Consider the following 15,716-nt stretch of genomic DNA (forward strand, 5'->3'; position numbering starts at 1 on the left):
ATATTCATATAGCTAAAATGTTAAATCTTATTTTTTTCAGTCCCGATAAAAATCTATTGGCTAAATTTTCTGTTTAACTTAAATAAGCAGAAAGTTGAATTTTGCTAAATGCATTTAAAAAAATAGCAGCAGTATTTATTTAAAAAACAATGAATTTCAGATCAGCGCATTTACACCTATTTAAAAAGTAACTACCTAAAATATAAAGAATTATGTAGATTAGCCCTGTCGATTTTCACATTTACACATATGTATAGAACCGGTTTTTTCACCATTTTAGTAAAACCAGATATATCCAACATCCTTCTCTAAACTGAGCTTATGAAATTCAGATTAATCCTTATGATATGCACAATATTTTGTAGCGCAAATCAGGTAATGAGTCAGGCACCGCCCCCTGTTAACCCAAAATTACTTAAAGGTGCATGGCCGGCGTTCTGGATTACTTCCCCGGCAACACAACAGCGTGAATACGGAATCTATCATTTCCGGAAAACATTTCTCCTCCCCACAGCTACCAAACCAAAATCTTTTTTAATTCATGTAAGTGCAGATAATCGTTATCGTCTGTTTGTAAACGGTATAGCGGTCAGTTCCGGCCCTGCCCGTGGCGATCTGTTTAACTGGTTTTTTGAAACTATAGATATTGCTCCATATTTAAACGAAGGAGAGAATATTCTCGCTGCATTGGTATGGAATATGGGTAACCTCGCCCCTGTCGCCCAGGTATCTAATCAAACAGCTTTTGTATTACAGGGTGATTCACCAGCAGAACAGATGGTTAACACCGATTTGAGCTGGAAAGTCAAAAAAAATAAGGCTTATACACCTTGTGCTCTGGATAATGGAGAAAGATTAAAAGCTTATATGGTAGTTGGCCCCGGAGACCAGGTAGATGGTAAATTGTACCCATGGGATTGGGAAACCCTTGAATACAACGATGCGTCCTGGAACACCGCAGAAGAGCTCACACATCCACAACCTGTAGGTTACGGAACTGATAATTTATGGACTTTAGCACCAAGAAACATCCCCTTATTAAAGGAAAGCTTGTTGCGCTTTCCAGTCATTCGCCGTATAAATAATATTAAAGTAACTAAAGACTTTCTAACAGGAAAAAGACCACTCACTATTCCAGCTAATCAAAGAGTGAGTATCTTATTAGATCAGCAGGTAATTACAGCCGCTTATCCCGAAATTATAGTTTCTGGTGGTAAAGGATCAAGGGTCAAAATGACTTATTCTGAAGCATTATTTGATAAACAAGACCATAAAGGGAATAGAAATGAGATAGACGGTAAAGAAATCAAAGGAAATTATGATGTTTTCATACCCGATGGCGAGGGCAACAGGAAATTCCGCCCTTTATGGTTTAGAGCTTACCGTTACTTACAACTGGATATTATAACAGCTGATGATCCATTAGTTTTGAACGATATATACGGAATAAAAACTGGCTATCCACTTCAAATGAACGCCTCATTTTCCAGTAATGATCCTTCATTACAGGAAATATGGAAGGTAGGCTGGCGTACCGCACAACTTTGCGCCGGAGATATGTATTATGATACGCCTTATTATGAACAACTACAATATACTGGTGATAGCCGCATACAGGCCTTAATATCACTTTATACCTCTGGTGATGACAGGCTTATGCGCAAAGCGATTCTGGATTTTTATCATTCCCGCACTCCAGAGGGATTAACACAAGGCCGTTATCCAAGCAACAGACTTCAGATTATTCCGACCTTCTCCTTATTTTGGATATCCATGATCCATGACTATTGGATGCATCGCCATGATGATGCTTTTGTAAAACAATTTCTTCCGGCTATTCATGAGACTCTGGAATGGTTTCATAACCGCGTTGATCAGAAGAAAAAGATGTTGGGTCCGCTCACCTGGTGGAATTTTGTAGACTGGGATAACTTCAACGACTGGGGTACAGCACCAGGAGCAGATCAGGGAAATTCTTCTATCATTACTTTGCAGTATGCCTACACCCTGAATCAGGCTGCTGAGCTATTCAGAGCCTTTAATCATCCTGCTCAGGCAGATGAGCAGGAAATGCTGGCTTTGGAATTGAATGACCACACTTACTGGTATTGTTATAATGAAGCGAGCGGTTTAATGGCAGATACCCCCGAAAAACTAACCTACAGCCAGCATGCAGGTATTTGGGCTGTATTAAGCGGTGGCGTAACCTTACAGGAAGCACAAATATTGATGAAAAAGATCCTGACTGATAAATCAATCGGCCAGGTTACCTTCTTCTACCGGTTCTACCTCATACAAGCCTTAAAAAAGGCTGAGCTGGGTGACCTTTATTATCAGGAACTCAAACCATGGAGAGCTATGCTGAAAATGGGACTAACGACCTTTGCCGAAAAACCTGAGCCAACAAGGTCTGATTGCCATGCCTGGAGTGCAAGTCCGGATTATGATTTCCTGGCTACAATCTGCGGTATTATGCCGGAAACCCCTGGTTTTAAAACAGTGTTGATTAAACCCTCTTTGGGTGAATTAACTGAAGTAACCGGGACAATGCCTATTCCTTCAGGAAAAGTATCTGTTACGTTAAAACGAACCGGAAAAGAGGGAATCCGTGCAGAGATATTATTACCGGAACAAACCTCAGGAACATTTAGCTGGAAAGGGAAAGAGATCAGATTACATGGAGGCAAGCAAATCATTGCAATTTGAAACTAAATGTTAAAATCAACAAGTCAAGATTAGATGTGACAAATGACGCATCACATATATGTGTATAAAATTAAAGAATTTTCCCCATCTAAATTCCCGGATATTTTTAAAAACATTAGATTAATAAGGTTCTAAGCAATGTTTTTAGTATAAAGAGAATATAAAGTTCTTAATTGATAGAGAATTGTTAATACATTTATTTTGATAATAATTAAAGTAAATGATATTTTTCGTATTTTGTTGATTATTAACCTATAACATCGTGTATGCACATCAAATTACTTGTTCCTACTTAACAATAAAATATTGAGTTATTTTATAATGATTTGCATAAAATCTAGACTTTAAGTGCAGATCATATTTACAAACTAATTAATAATTCGTGTCATTTTTAAATTATAATATGAAATGGAAAATAAGGAATTGTTCAGACTGCTAGCAGGAAAGAATTCTTTGCGTTTAGAGTTAGAATTAAAACTCAACGAAATGATTAAGAGGGAGTATTATGCCAAAAGTCAGATTATCTTAAAACCAGGACAGATCCCTAACCGTGCTTGGTTTATTGAAAAAGGATCTGCCATGGGATTTGTTTTTAAAGAAGAAAAGAAAGTACCTTTTTGGTTCTGGAATGAGAATGACATTATGTTTCCACTCAACAGCTTTTTCAATCAGATTCCCTCAGAAACTTATATAGAACTCCTTGAGCCCGGTATCCTTTTGTCCATATCTTTTGATGACGTGCAGGAAATATTGCTTAGTTTCCCCGAATCGAACGAATATGTACGTAAGATTATGCAGGATTATCAGCAAATGAGTGAGAAGAGAATTCTTGAGTTTGCTGCCTATACACCCGAAGAACATTATTTGCACTTAATGAGAGATTGTCCTGCAATTTTCAGGAAAGCATCAGTAGAAAGTATTGCCGCCTACCTTGGCATATCCCGTAAAACACTAAACCGCATAAGGTCCAGAACCAGAAGATTTTAGATTCAGCAGTTTAACCGCGCCGTTCCCCTCATACTTTCTTAGGCTATTGATCAGCTGGTACTTGACCGGCCTTCCCGAGCTGTATCCCTCTACCAGGGGTTACAGCTTTTTTTTTGCACTATAAATTTAATCCTTTTGGGACATTTGTCCCTTTTTTAGCGCAAAATCCCTACGTAAATTGCCTTCATCAAACAAGATAAACTAACGTTCTCTATTAATTGCAGACTGACAAAAATATGTCTTTACATGTCTTTCTATAGAATGACTATTTCGTTCAGTCCTGCAATTAATTGATTTGGAATTAACCTAATGTATAAAATTATGAACTTACATCCTTTTATTATCATTGTTACCGGAATGCTCATCTTGTTATGGGCTTATGCAGCTTTTTCAAAACTATTTAATTTGGCGCAGTTCCAGCATGCGCTTATGATTCAAGTCTTTCCCCGTTGGGTTGGAAAGATTCTCGTTTATGTTTTACCATTGTCTGAGCTTATATTAGTTGGATTATTGTTAATTCCACAGACCAGATTGATAGGGATGTATTCATCCTTTTTTATGATGGGTGCATTCACACTCTATGTAGGAGGGGTAGTCTTTAAAATCTACGATCAATACCCGTGTGCCTGTGGTGGATTATTTGCCAGATTAGGATGGTCTAACCACTTTAAAGTAAACATTGTACTTACATTAATTGCCCTGGCAGGAGTAATATTAATGGAAATATAAGGAATCAGGTGTTAAGTTCTTCCAGTTTATCTTTCAGCTGATGCAAACGGTGAACAAAAACTTCCGCAGATCTTAAGTCAGGATTTATTTTCACATAATTTAAATGTGATTCCAGGAAAAGAGGTACATTCATAACCATGACTCCACGTTCCAGTTCAATTTGATCAGGTAAATTTATACCAGTAAAATAGCCTTCTAATTCTTCTATTGACATCTTGCGAAGTTAAAAGAAATATCTAAAAAAACAGCCTTCATAAATATATGAAGGCTGTTTTTTTACGACTAATATTCAGGTTAGAAATTCGGGTCATCTGCACTTGGCCCATAACTACCCGGAAGCGGTATATCCAATAAACGAAGATAAACACCCAACTGTGCCCGATGATGCACCAGCTGACTCATACTATGCCTGATAACTTCTCCTTTTGTTTTTGACATCAGCACCTGTTCTCCATTTTTCAAAGTCCAGGCTGGCAGCAAATCCTCTTCTTTTGCAATTTGCAAAGCCGCTTTTGCTTCAGCTAATGATTTTTCAAAGATTTCAAGCAGTTCCTGATTAGAATTCCATTCCGGAGATTGATACGCCTGATCTGCAAAATTTAATCCAACAGTTTTCAAAGTCATGCTCACCCAACCTGGTAATTCAGCAATATGTCCGGCCAGTTTCCTGATAGACATACTTTTTTCATGAGGTTGCCAGTCCTGCTTATCCACTGGAACGCGTTCCAGCATTTTACGGGTAACCACCGATTCTTCGGTCAGCTCTTTTAGTAAGTTTTGAATGGTTGACATCATATTTGTTTGATTTGTTGCCCCAAAGGAACAAATGGCAAGTGACAACCCTATGTCAGCAGATTTATTTACTACACAAGTTTTTCACCAATACCAGCATAAATACGTTTCACTTTAGCCAGCAACGCTTCTGGCTGTAAAATAACAGCATGATCAGCAAAGGCGATAAACCACCGGGCAAATCCTTCTAATGAAATAGTAAGAAATTGTATTTCTATTCCATCCTCCAAATGAGTTTCAGCTACATACCCATGGTAATATTTTTGCTGTCCAAGGTGTGGATAAGCATACTGATCGACTTTAATAATTACTTCCTCCAGCTTAACCTCTTTAAACATATCCCGCAGATAATCCTTCAAAGACGGATGACGGTCATTATAAAGCTCCGCGCATGTACTGATGTCAGTAATCCTGTCAAAACGAAAATCTCTGTAGGCTTCTCTTTCTCTGCAATAAGCGATTAAATGCCAGTAATTATCAAGATAAAATACGCCAACAGGTTCAATTAACCTGAGTGTATGCTCCTGTCTGTAGTAGGCGAAATAATTTAACTGCATAACATTTTTCCCGGCAATAGCATTCAGGATAGTTTGCAAAGGATTATGATGTACATGAAGTGCAGGTGAAACATGTGTAGCCTTTAGTACTTCTATTCTGTCATCCAGATTTTCAAGATATTCTTTATCCGCACTTTTCAAAACTGCTCTAACCTTATAAAGCGCATTGCTATAAGAATTTCCATTCGCTTTATCAGTCAGGCCTACCACCAGTTTTTCTGCGGTAATAAATGCGGTAGCTTCCTCACGTGTAAACATCACAGGTGGTAACCTGTAACCATCTGTCAGGGAATATCCCACCCCTGCCTCACCAATAATTGGTATTCCCGCTTCTTCCAGAGACCTTACATCTCTATACACCGTCCGCAGGCTTATCTCAAAACGGTCAGCGATATCCTGTGCCCTGATCGTTCTGCGTGATTGCAATTGAATGAGTATAGCAGAGAGACGATCTATTCGGTTCATAGCTCAAAGCTATAAATTTAGCTAATAAAATTAGCATACTAAATACAACTATTGTCCAGAGATGCACAATACCTGTCCGTTTATGAACAATTATTTTTCACTTAATTTAGAAATCGTGGTTTATTACTATTTAATAACAGTTATTTTTATTGGCATATCCTTAGCTAAACGATCAATTCATAAAAGATCCTTATTCAACATAAGCTATGTTTAAACTGAATTTCAAAATAGCACTTCGTAATCTTTGGAAAAACAAAGTATTTACTTTAATTAATATTGGAGGTTTAGCTATTGGACTGGCCAGTTGCCTTATTTTATTACTATATGTGGCCTATGAAATGAGTTATGATCAGCAGTTTACTCACCAGGAAAAGACCTATATGGCGATTGATAATTTAACTGCCAATGGACAGACCACAAGCTGGCCATGGACTCCCGCACCAATGGCCAGAGAAATAAGAGATAAAATACCAGGGGTCGCCTATACTTCTCATTCCACCTTTCCAGAGAACATATTAATCAGTTATCAGCATAATAATTTTAAAAAATCAGCTGTTTATGCTGAACCAGATTTCTTAAAAATACTGGATTATAAATTTATCAGAGGTAATCCTGCTACTGCCCTGCAAGAAGTAAATACGGTAATTTTGACCGAAACCTTAGCTAAAAGCTTATTCGGCAATGAAGATCCTATCAATAAAACAGTAAGATTGGGAAACGCAGAAGACCTGAAGGTAGAGGCCGTTATTGAAGACATCCCATTGAACAATAGTATTCGGTTCGACTATTTGTTACCTTGGGCATTAAATGAAAAACATAACCCATCTCTCCAGGAATTCAATTGGAAAAGCAATGTCTGTATGACCCTTATACAACTCAAAGACAACCAGTTTTTCAATCAGGTCAACAGCCAGATGAAAGGGATTTACAAAAGAAACAGAACAATATCTTCCAGTGAAGCCTTTCTGCATCCTGTTTCTAAAATGCACTTATATGATAAATTTGAAAACGGAAAATCCACAGGTGGTAAAATTGACCAGCTCAGGATCTTCCTGGTACTCGCTTTTTGTATTTTGCTGATTGCCTGTGTAAACTTTATGAACCTCTCTACAGCAAGATCTGAAAAAAGAGCAAAAGAAGTTGGCGTACGTAAAGCCATTGGTTCTTCTAGAAAATCTCTGATTAGTCAATTTATGCTGGAATCCATGTTATTAGCCTTTATCGGAATGCTGGTAGCCTTTACCTTACTGGAATTAAGCCTGCCCTATTTTAATGGATTACTCAACTTAAATCTGGTTATCAATTATAAAGACTGGAAATTCTGGTCAACATTGATTAGTTTAACACTATTAACCGGTTTCATCGCAGGAAGCTACCCTGCATTTTACCTTTCCTCATTTGAACCGGTTAAGGTATTGAAAGGATTCAATACGGCTGGAAATTCTTCTCTTTCAATCCGTAAAATACTCGTAGTCATTCAATTTACCTTTGCCGCCTGCCTGATCGTTTGTACAGCCGTTATATATCAGCAATTAAATTATGTAAGAAATAAACCTATTGGATATAACAAAGCCGGGCTGGTAGCCATATCTGCCGAAGGAAAACTAAGAACCAAATCTCAATTGCTTTTAATCAAAGATCAATTACTGAAATCCGGCGCTGTTACCGATATCACTTATTTCAGTCAATCACTCGATGAAGGAGGAAATAATACAAGTGATTTTAGCTGGGCAGGTAAAAAACCAACTGATGTATTCATCTTTAATTATCGGCAGACAGGATACGATTTCACTAAAACAACTGGTGCAAAAATTCTGTCAGGAAGAGACTTTTCGCCAAAATATCAAGACTCAGCAACAATTATTCTGAATGAAGCAGCAGTAAAAATAATGAGTTTAAAAAACCCTGTAGGTACTGTAATTAAATATGCCGGCCAGCCGCTAACAATTATAGGCGTAATGGAAGATTTCGTTATGGAATCACCCTATAAAAGTGCAGAACCGATGGCTATCAGCTATAATATGGAAGAAATAAATACGATTATTGCCCGGTTAAACCCCAATCAGAATGTAAGTAATTCAGTCAGTAAGATCGACAATATTGTTAAAATGATGAATCCGGATTTCCCGGTAGAACGGCATTTTGCAGATGAAAGTTTCGAGATGAAATTTCAGAATGAAAAACTACTGGGCACCCTTTCAAACTGGTTTGGAGGTTTTGCAATTTTCATCTCCTGCCTTGGTCTTTTAGGTCTTGCTTTGTTCATGGCTGAACAACGAAAAAGAGAAATAAGTATACGCAAAGTATTAGGAGCGAACAATTTAAATATTATTACCCTATTAAACAAGGATTTCATAAAACTGGTAGCTATCGGTAATTTAATCGCATTTCCAGTTGCTTATATAATTATAAACAACTGGCTGGCGTCCTATAGTTTCAGAATTTCAATCTCTGTTTTGCCTTTTGCCATTGCAATTGGGCTTTCCTTATTCATTACAATTCTTACCGTAAGCCTTCAATCCGTAAAAGTGATCAGATCAAACCCTGTGGATGCACTTAAATACGAATAATTCAGCGCAATAAATTATCTATCTTTTTTAAGCCTTTCAAGCCGCTGTTTTTGTTCTTTGATACGACTTTCCAGACGCTCCTGTTTTTCCTGTGAGTGAGGCTCTAAAGCACCTCTGTCTGCATTATGCTCATGATGGTTATCTACCCAGCGTGACAATTGATTTTCCCTCAGCGCAACCAGTTTTGCCGGCGCAGGAATAAAGGCCTCATCATCTACACTTGTTCTGGTGATCTCCTGCGTTAACGGCTCCAGCACAGTATTAACAGGAGTTTCCCAATCTTCCCAAACATGCAAAATCAACAAAGACTTTCCCTTAGGTATATTCGCAGAAACCTTATCCAGATAATCTGACACCCCTTCAGCCCTGACTGTATCTCCAACTGAACCCGCAACCATACCAGCACCTATACCAACCAGAAAACCAAGTGGCCCGGCCAGTAAACCGATCAATCCGCCAATGATCCCTCCCCCTATTGCACTATAACCTTCCGCTTCATCTTTAGCAGACCGGATTGCTGTATTTCCATCCGGATCCTTACTGAGTATATAAGACTCACCCAGAGAAATATCTTGTGAATGATCTAATTGCTGTATAGCCCGCATGGCATTAAACGCTTCTGAATCAGTAGTGAACAGCGCCTGTATTATCTTTTCCATAATTGATAGTTTATTGAATCAAACCTATACTTATAAAAGCAATCAAAAAGCCGTTTTGTTTGGTAAAGCAGGTTTAATATATAACATATCAGCCATTTTATATAATTTTCTTGAACAGGCTCAGGGCACTGATTAAGTTTATAGTATGAGATACTTAGCAATCAACATCAATTACAAACTAGATCAGGATTGGTACTGTAGATTAGGATCTATAGTAGCCTGCCATAAATATTTTAGCGAGCTTGGGCCAGAACATGGTCCCGGAGTTGCAATCTACGACACAGAAATGCGCAAATATATGTGGCTAAGTGAGACATACCGCGATGATAACCCCCGTTTAATTGAAATTATACAGGACGCCACAAAGTATTTAAAGGACTGAATTCAAACTATCCTAAAGGACAATTATCACAACGCTTACCCTTTTTATACTTCTCACAGCATTCTTTTTTCTTTTTAGATTTCGATTTAGAATGCTTTTTATCTTTATGTTTTTTCTTATCCACGGTACAAATCTTACAGCCCTAAAAACAATAATAAGATACAAAATTACAATTAATTACTGAAATGATAATCAGACAAGTTTAATACTATTAAACCACTTGTCATGAATCAAATCATAAACCCCATTCTGCCTTAGCAAATCAAGAGTTTCATTAATCTGATGCTTTAGTGCAAGATCGCCCTTTTTCATAGCTATCGCATATTCAGACTCAGTTCCCGGCATAAACATGCCAATCTGTAAGGTTTGATGTTTCGCAAGAAAACCACCTACGATCGGTGAATCATCAATCAGCACATCAATTTTATGTGCAAGAAGTTTTTTATACAGCTCATCATTTGTGTCCGTATGCACAGTAGCATTACCTGGAAACTGAGCCATTACATATTTCTCCGCCTCAGTGGCTGTTCTGATTCCAATTTTTTTATTCTTAAAGCTGTCCAGATCAGTCAGCCCGTCTCCACCATTAACTACAGCACATAACTGAAATTGCAGATACGGTTTACTGAATTCCAGGATCATCTGCCTGGAAGTAGTCATCGTTACTGCTGAACAAATCATATCCAGCTCACCTTTATATAATTTTTCGAGGATAGTTTTCCATAGTGATACCTCATAATGTAGTTCGAGGTTCAAAACTTCAGCAACTGCCCGGATCATGTCTACCTCAAATCCTTCAAATACAGATGAATTATAATCGCTGTGTAAAGGAAAAGGTGCTGCTGAATCCAGTCCTATCTTCAATATTTGTTTCATAATTTGCTATTTCAATTCTCAGGGGTCTTATATTCGTATCGATCCCTTCTTTTATTCCTGTTTTTCCAATGAAGATTAACAACCAGGGCCAACTCCTTATTTTATACTGACAATTTTAGTTAATTTTAAGGGTCTTTTTCAATATTCTCCAATATAAATATTTCATTTGACGATCAGAAAATTAAAACTATCAGAAAACACTGATTAATAATAGAGTTATGCCTGCGGCAAATAATGTACTTAGAAAATTCACCCCATCATTACTCAGAAAATTACGGCGTTCCAGCCCCGCACCCATTACCGAATCTGAAAAATTACCCGCAAAACCGGTAAAAACAAGAATTAACAGGTACCCACTGCTGCCCGTGAACAGCCAATAAATTAATGCAATTACCCCTGCCCCTGCTATACCAATCAATGTACCTTCCAGACTGATCACACCGTCCAGCCCTTTCTTCTCTTTTCTCCAGCTCAGGCAATTATAAAAGCTTCTTCCAAATAATACACCCAACTCTGAAGATAAAGTATCTGCTGTAGCTGATGCAAAACTTCCAGCTGCCATTACCAATAAAATTTCTTTATATTCAGGAAAAACTATCGCCAAAAAAGATAGCAGCGTTGCTGTTCCGGCATTGGCCAGCACCTGTCCGGGCTTTCTTTGTACCGTATCGCCCGGCTTATCCAATTGTACTTTTGTTTTCCTTCCCCATGCTGTAGCCAGCGTACCCAATAGAAAAAACACGGCCAGAAAAGCCAGCCCGGCATAACCAATTCCAAGAAAAATAAGCATTCCGCACAATACACCGGTCATAGCCGCCCCTACAGTTAGTTTTCGGGAATAGACACTTAAATATCCAGCTGTAAGCAATAAAATGGCTACAGGAAGAGCGGCACGTTGAATCAACATGGTTAAAAGTAATAAAATTTATGAGACAGCATTGACAAGATTGAAGATATTCTTTGTAATTTTAAAAAATATATGCTTTGTTATTTTCGGGTTGCTTTATTCCTTTTTTTGAGTTTTTCCTGTGCAGTGTTTGCACAGGAAAAACCGCCTTTAAAAGATACTGTAGCCCAGCAGGATGTAAACGATATTTTCAGAATATTGTTTAAGAAAAACTCAAAACCGGATACCACTTTTAAAAAGACAAGCAGCCTGGCCATACTTCCATCCATAGGCTATACTCCAAGTACAGGCTTTATGTTTGGTGCAGATGTTTCAGTAACCAAAATATTTGGCAACCCTAAAACAACTACAATATCAATTTTTGATGCTTTCGGAGCAGTTTCAACTAACCAGCTTGCCCTGATACAATTAAAACATAACGTGTACTCTGAAGCCAACCAATGGTATCTGGATGGAAGCTGGGAGTTTGGAAAAACTGTAGTTCTTGACCATGGGATCGGCACAGGCAAAGATGACCCCGGAATATCCCCGATCAGGTATACTTACGCAAAGTTATATGAAAATATATACCATAAGATATTTGATAACTTTTACGCTGGAGCAGGCTTCGCTTTTAATTATTATACAAATATTGACGACGAACGTGAGAATTCAGCCAATTCAAAAACCAGGAATCACTTCTATAGTGTTAAAAACGGGTTCCCTACCTACGGATATACAGCCAGCGGATTATCAGTGAACCTGCAATACGATACACGTGACCAACCATTTCGTGCTTATAAAGGAGTTTATATCAATCTGTCGCTCAGATCAAATAGAAAATGGCTGGGCAGCGACGAGAGTGCCACACAATTAAAAACAGAATTGAGAAAATACTGGTCACTTTCCAAAAAGAATCCTGAGCACGTTCTTGCCTTCTGGTTATGGGGCTCATATCTGTTAAAAGGAAAAATCCCCTATTTAGAATTACCCGGAACAGGAAGCGACACTTATCAGCGTCTTGGCCGGGGTTATACCATCGCCCGCTTCAAAGGGCCCTCTTATTTTTACAATGAACTGGAATACAGATTCCCCATTACAGCGAATAAATTAATTAGCGGAGTTACCTTCTTCAACATGCAAACCGCGAACAATCAGTTTCGCACACGCTTACTTGAATATTGGGAAGCAGGCGGAGGGGCCGGATTACGCATCTTGTTCAATAAACACACCAGAACTAACCTGTGCCTTGATTATGGCTTTGGTAATGGATCAAACGGCGTCTTTGTAGGCATTAACGAAGCCTTCTAGAATTCAAACTGAACCTTAGCCCTTAACCCATATTTAGAAATACCAGGATTATCTAAATAATTGAATCTTCTCACTAAATCAAGGCGGACCACTTTAAAAATATTCCCAATCCCTATACTCCCCTCTATGTAAGGCAGTTTGCCGAGCGAATAAGTAGTTTTGACCCCATCACCATTCACAGGAAATTGTAATAAAGAAGCATCCTGATTCGGATCATTCTCTTTTCTCAAACCACCATATAACCCCTTGAAAGTAATATACTCCCTTAATTTCAGTTTCTTAAGCAACGGTATTCTATTTAATATCAATCCATTGAAATTATGATCAATATTCAAACTCACATAATGATCACTTACAAATTCCATGAAATTCATCAGGTTATAAGCGTAGATCTGGTAAGAATAACTTTGATTTGCCCTATGGATATCCAATAATGGAAAAGGAACCTTACCCGCAATATAACCACCCTCTAACCGTACATCTGAACGTCCGAACTGTGACAAATAGAAACGCTTATCAATACTACCCATAATGTTATGATAATTGTACTGTCCCCCAAATAACCCCTTTATTCCTCTTGAATAATTCAGGTTAAAAACCGGGTATTTTTCGATGATCCGTTCACGGAAAGTTTTACCCTGATAGAACTTCTCAAAAGGCGCATAACGAAGATCCAGACTTAATTCAGAACTGATTACCTGATCAGTCAGCACCGCTTTATTATCCATATAATTAGCGAAAATCAGCGATCCCGCAGGAGTCTGTGCCCATTTCTTAAAGCCCAGGTTAAAAGAAAAATGGTTACTATATTCCTGCATATAGTTCACCCTGTAATAATCACTATACAAGAACTGATTGCTTTCTCCACGTTTAAAAGAAGCGACAAAATTGTCCTCTGGAATTATATTCTTTGCACCATCTCCCGGAATATCAACGTCACGCTGGAAACTCGCCCTGATAAAACTCTGGGGAAAAGTATAAATAGACTTGTTATTAAAAGCATAAGCAGCACTCAGATAACCTTTCATTTTTTCATCCTTAAAACCATAGGCGGCATAAGTATCAAAATAAAATCTTTTACTGAAATCTGTCGTTGTACGGCCTCCAAACCTTAACCTGAAGCCCTCCAGACTATTGAAGCTATAAAAACTATAAATAGGGCCAACTTCTGTCTTTCCGTATTTTTTATAGCCTATAAAAAGAATAGACGCTACATCCATCAAACGCTTAAAAGACTTCATTTGACCAAGGCTATCCATATTATGATAGATTTTGATCTTTTCTTTCGCTAAAGTATCCAGACGGTTATTTGCCCAGAACTGGTCTGACCTGCTTTCTGCCTCCGGAACTACCACCAGGCTTTCCCCTTTATAAATTGCGTCCGGCTGTACCACATTTGTTTTATAATCTTTAATTACAACCGTCCGCTCCCCCTTAAAACCTCTTCCTCCATCACTTCCTAAACCAAAGTCTACTAACAAATGACTTTTACTCAGGTAAAATTTCCCTAAAGAATCCTGCTCAAAATTCAGCTTCACTTCCATGGCCCGCACGAAATTTATATTTACATCTTTCGCCGTTTTCAATAAAGCATTCTGAACAGCATATTTCCCATCCATAGTGATATAAATCTTTCCTTCGAACAATAGTGCGTTCTTATTACGGGGAACGAACGAAAGTTCAATTAAATTAGGCTTAGCAGTCTTAATTGTATCTGTGATAAAAAACTTATAAAATGTAGGTGCTCCATCAGCAATAGGGCTTAAAAACTGGCTATTGGTGAAAACGATGTTATTATCATAGATGTTTACATCCGCATACATTCTCTCGAAATAATTACCAATCGCATTATTATCAACCAGCCCGTTATCAAAATTAACATGCTTGTCGGCCAGCATAATCACTTTTTTTTTCTCAGGATTCTTACGGTAATAATTCTGAGAAAACCGTTCACGAAGATAAATAGGCAAAATATTCTTTCCTCCTATCTCGGATGAATCCTGCTGATCAAACAGGAACTGATATTTACGGAAAAGCTTTTTATTCTTGAATTTCTCTGATAAATTACTGAGTGAAAATTGCATCCAGTCATACTGCTGATACTGTACTTCATTTGCGCTTTCAAGCCTGTTCATAGGTTTATGCTCAATCACCTTCCTGATCAGTTCTACAGCAGGGTTCCCTTTATTCTTATAAGGAGCCTTTTTACTGGAACTGATCGTCACCTCATTGAGATTTTGCGATTCTTCCTGGAGTTTAATATTCAGGATCTGTGCCTGACCGGCAACCACAGGGAAAACACGTGTTTTGAAGCCTACATATTCAACCTGTAGCTGGGTATAAGATTCAGTTGTACTGATCTCGTATTTTCCGTTAATATCTGTTCTGGCCATTATTTTAGTCCCCTTAAACAAAACTGTAACGTAAGGAATAGGAGTTCTGTCCTTCACATTTGTTATAGCCCCCGAAATTACGGTACGCTGGGCCGAAGCCTGGAGTGTAAAAAGAAAAACAAGTACAGTCAGTACACAAAAAGACTTCTTCTGGATATCAATCATAATCTAAAACGCCTGGCCTAAGTCTTTTTGTTAATATTTATGCAAATAACTGATTAATCATACACTGATCAGCATGTATTAATATGATAACTATTTGTAAATCATATAATAACTCTAATTAACCAAATGTTTCTCAATTAAGATGTTAATGTATGTTAAAAATCATACCAATTCATGATCATCTTTTAAAAAAAATCAAAAAGGTACGTTTATAAACAAGCTGCATAGTATAGGCCGC

At 37.9% G+C, this 15,716-nt stretch carries 13 protein-coding genes; 6 read left to right on the forward strand and 7 right to left on the reverse strand.

What is annotated here, in order from left to right; genetic code table 11:
* Positions 1-378 precede the first annotated feature (378 nt).
* The 3 genes from HDE70_RS12605 to HDE70_RS12615 all read left to right on the forward strand — a co-directional run bounded on the left by HDE70_RS12605 (position 379) and on the right by HDE70_RS12615 (position 4,422).
* A complete protein-coding gene (locus tag HDE70_RS12605; RefSeq protein ID WP_221302045.1) occupies positions 379-2,706 on the forward strand; it encodes a family 78 glycoside hydrolase catalytic domain in 2,328 nt (775 codons plus the stop codon).
* A 408-nt stretch (positions 2,707-3,114) separates the two neighbouring features.
* A complete protein-coding gene (locus tag HDE70_RS12610; protein WP_183890504.1) occupies positions 3,115-3,693 on the forward strand; it encodes a Crp/Fnr family transcriptional regulator in 579 nt (192 codons plus the stop codon).
* Positions 3,694-4,014: 321 nt separating this feature from the next.
* Positions 4,015-4,422 carry a MauE/DoxX family redox-associated membrane protein gene (locus HDE70_RS12615; RefSeq protein WP_183890506.1) on the forward strand — a complete coding sequence of 136 codons (408 nt, stop codon included), beginning with the start codon at positions 4,015-4,017 and terminating at the stop codon, positions 4,420-4,422.
* A 4-nt stretch (positions 4,423-4,426) separates the two neighbouring features.
* Here HDE70_RS12615 and HDE70_RS12620 read toward each other — a convergent pair whose 3' ends face one another.
* The 3 genes from HDE70_RS12620 to HDE70_RS12630 form a co-directional block, all read right to left on the reverse strand.
* Positions 4,427-4,636 carry a DUF6965 family protein gene (locus HDE70_RS12620; RefSeq protein WP_183890508.1) on the reverse strand — a complete coding sequence of 70 codons (210 nt, stop codon included), beginning with the start codon at positions 4,634-4,636 and terminating at the stop codon, positions 4,427-4,429.
* 80 nt (positions 4,637-4,716) lie between these two features.
* The gene (locus HDE70_RS12625) at positions 4,717-5,217 is read right to left on the reverse strand and encodes a DinB family protein (protein WP_317617407.1); all 501 of its coding nucleotides are present in this window, start codon (positions 5,215-5,217) and stop codon (positions 4,717-4,719) included.
* Between the two features lie 68 nt (positions 5,218-5,285).
* Positions 5,286-6,236, reverse strand: coding sequence for a helix-turn-helix transcriptional regulator (locus HDE70_RS12630; protein WP_183866631.1), 951 nt, complete (start codon positions 6,234-6,236; stop codon positions 5,286-5,288).
* 206 nt (positions 6,237-6,442) lie between these two features.
* On the opposite strand from HDE70_RS12630, the gene HDE70_RS12635 reads away from it, so the two are divergent.
* Positions 6,443-8,806 carry an ABC transporter permease gene (locus tag HDE70_RS12635; RefSeq protein ID WP_183890510.1) on the forward strand — a complete coding sequence of 788 codons (2,364 nt, stop codon included), beginning with the start codon at positions 6,443-6,445 and terminating at the stop codon, positions 8,804-8,806.
* Between the two features lie 14 nt (positions 8,807-8,820).
* On the opposite strand, the gene HDE70_RS12640 is transcribed toward HDE70_RS12635, so the two are convergent.
* The gene (locus HDE70_RS12640) at positions 8,821-9,465 is read right to left on the reverse strand and encodes a DUF1269 domain-containing protein (RefSeq protein WP_183890512.1); all 645 of its coding nucleotides are present in this window, start codon (positions 9,463-9,465) and stop codon (positions 8,821-8,823) included.
* Between the two features lie 145 nt (positions 9,466-9,610).
* Between HDE70_RS12640 and HDE70_RS12645 the strand changes: the two genes are divergently transcribed.
* On the forward strand, positions 9,611-9,847 hold the full coding sequence (locus tag HDE70_RS12645) for a hypothetical protein (RefSeq protein WP_183866628.1): 237 nt from the start codon (positions 9,611-9,613) through the stop codon (positions 9,845-9,847).
* A gap of 192 nt (positions 9,848-10,039) precedes the next feature.
* On the opposite strand, the gene HDE70_RS12650 is transcribed toward HDE70_RS12645, so the two are convergent.
* Complete coding sequence (locus HDE70_RS12650; RefSeq protein ID WP_183866627.1) at positions 10,040-10,723, reverse strand: substrate-binding periplasmic protein; 684 nt, start codon at positions 10,721-10,723, stop codon at positions 10,040-10,042.
* A gap of 190 nt (positions 10,724-10,913) precedes the next feature.
* Positions 10,914-11,630, reverse strand: coding sequence for a DUF92 domain-containing protein (locus tag HDE70_RS12655; protein ID WP_183890514.1), 717 nt, complete (start codon positions 11,628-11,630; stop codon positions 10,914-10,916).
* A 108-nt stretch (positions 11,631-11,738) separates the two neighbouring features.
* Between HDE70_RS12655 and HDE70_RS12660 the strand changes: the two genes are divergently transcribed.
* Positions 11,739-12,920, forward strand: coding sequence for a BamA/TamA family outer membrane protein (locus tag HDE70_RS12660; RefSeq protein ID WP_183890516.1), 1,182 nt, complete (start codon positions 11,739-11,741; stop codon positions 12,918-12,920).
* On the opposite strand, the gene HDE70_RS12665 is transcribed toward HDE70_RS12660, so the two are convergent.
* Positions 12,917-15,478, reverse strand: a complete 2,562-nt coding sequence (locus HDE70_RS12665; protein WP_183890518.1) for a DUF5686 and carboxypeptidase-like regulatory domain-containing protein — start codon at positions 15,476-15,478, stop codon at positions 12,917-12,919. The two genes, HDE70_RS12660 and HDE70_RS12665, sit on opposite strands and share 4 nt — an antisense overlap.
* Positions 15,479-15,716: the final 238 nt, after the last annotated feature.

This window comes from Pedobacter cryoconitis (assembly GCF_014200595.1).
Classification (GTDB): Bacteria; Bacteroidota; Bacteroidia; order Sphingobacteriales; family Sphingobacteriaceae; genus Pedobacter; species Pedobacter cryoconitis_C.

What these genes read in the sequence shown, in the direction of transcription:
- HDE70_RS12605 (WP_221302045.1), top strand. Translation starts at nt 379, where the DNA reads ATGAGTCAGGCACCGCCCCCTGTTAACCCAAAATTACTTAAAGGTGCA.
- HDE70_RS12610 (WP_183890504.1), top strand. Translation starts at nt 3,115, where the DNA reads ATGGAAAATAAGGAATTGTTCAGACTGCTAGCAGGAAAGAATTCTTTG.
- HDE70_RS12615 (WP_183890506.1), top strand. Translation starts at nt 4,015, where the DNA reads ATGAACTTACATCCTTTTATTATCATTGTTACCGGAATGCTCATCTTG.
- HDE70_RS12620 (WP_183890508.1), bottom strand. Translation starts at nt 4,636, where the DNA reads ATGTCAATAGAAGAATTAGAAGGCTATTTTACTGGTATAAATTTACCT.
- HDE70_RS12625 (WP_317617407.1), bottom strand. Translation starts at nt 5,217, where the DNA reads ATGATGTCAACCATTCAAAACTTACTAAAAGAGCTGACCGAAGAATCG.
- HDE70_RS12630 (WP_183866631.1), bottom strand. Translation starts at nt 6,236, where the DNA reads ATGAACCGAATAGATCGTCTCTCTGCTATACTCATTCAATTGCAATCA.
- HDE70_RS12635 (WP_183890510.1), top strand. Translation starts at nt 6,443, where the DNA reads ATGTTTAAACTGAATTTCAAAATAGCACTTCGTAATCTTTGGAAAAAC.
- HDE70_RS12640 (WP_183890512.1), bottom strand. Translation starts at nt 9,465, where the DNA reads ATGGAAAAGATAATACAGGCGCTGTTCACTACTGATTCAGAAGCGTTT.
- HDE70_RS12645 (WP_183866628.1), top strand. Translation starts at nt 9,611, where the DNA reads ATGAGATACTTAGCAATCAACATCAATTACAAACTAGATCAGGATTGG.
- HDE70_RS12650 (WP_183866627.1), bottom strand. Translation starts at nt 10,723, where the DNA reads ATGAAACAAATATTGAAGATAGGACTGGATTCAGCAGCACCTTTTCCT.
- HDE70_RS12655 (WP_183890514.1), bottom strand. Translation starts at nt 11,630, where the DNA reads ATGTTGATTCAACGTGCCGCTCTTCCTGTAGCCATTTTATTGCTTACA.
- HDE70_RS12665 (WP_183890518.1), bottom strand. Translation starts at nt 15,478, where the DNA reads ATGATTGATATCCAGAAGAAGTCTTTTTGTGTACTGACTGTACTTGTT.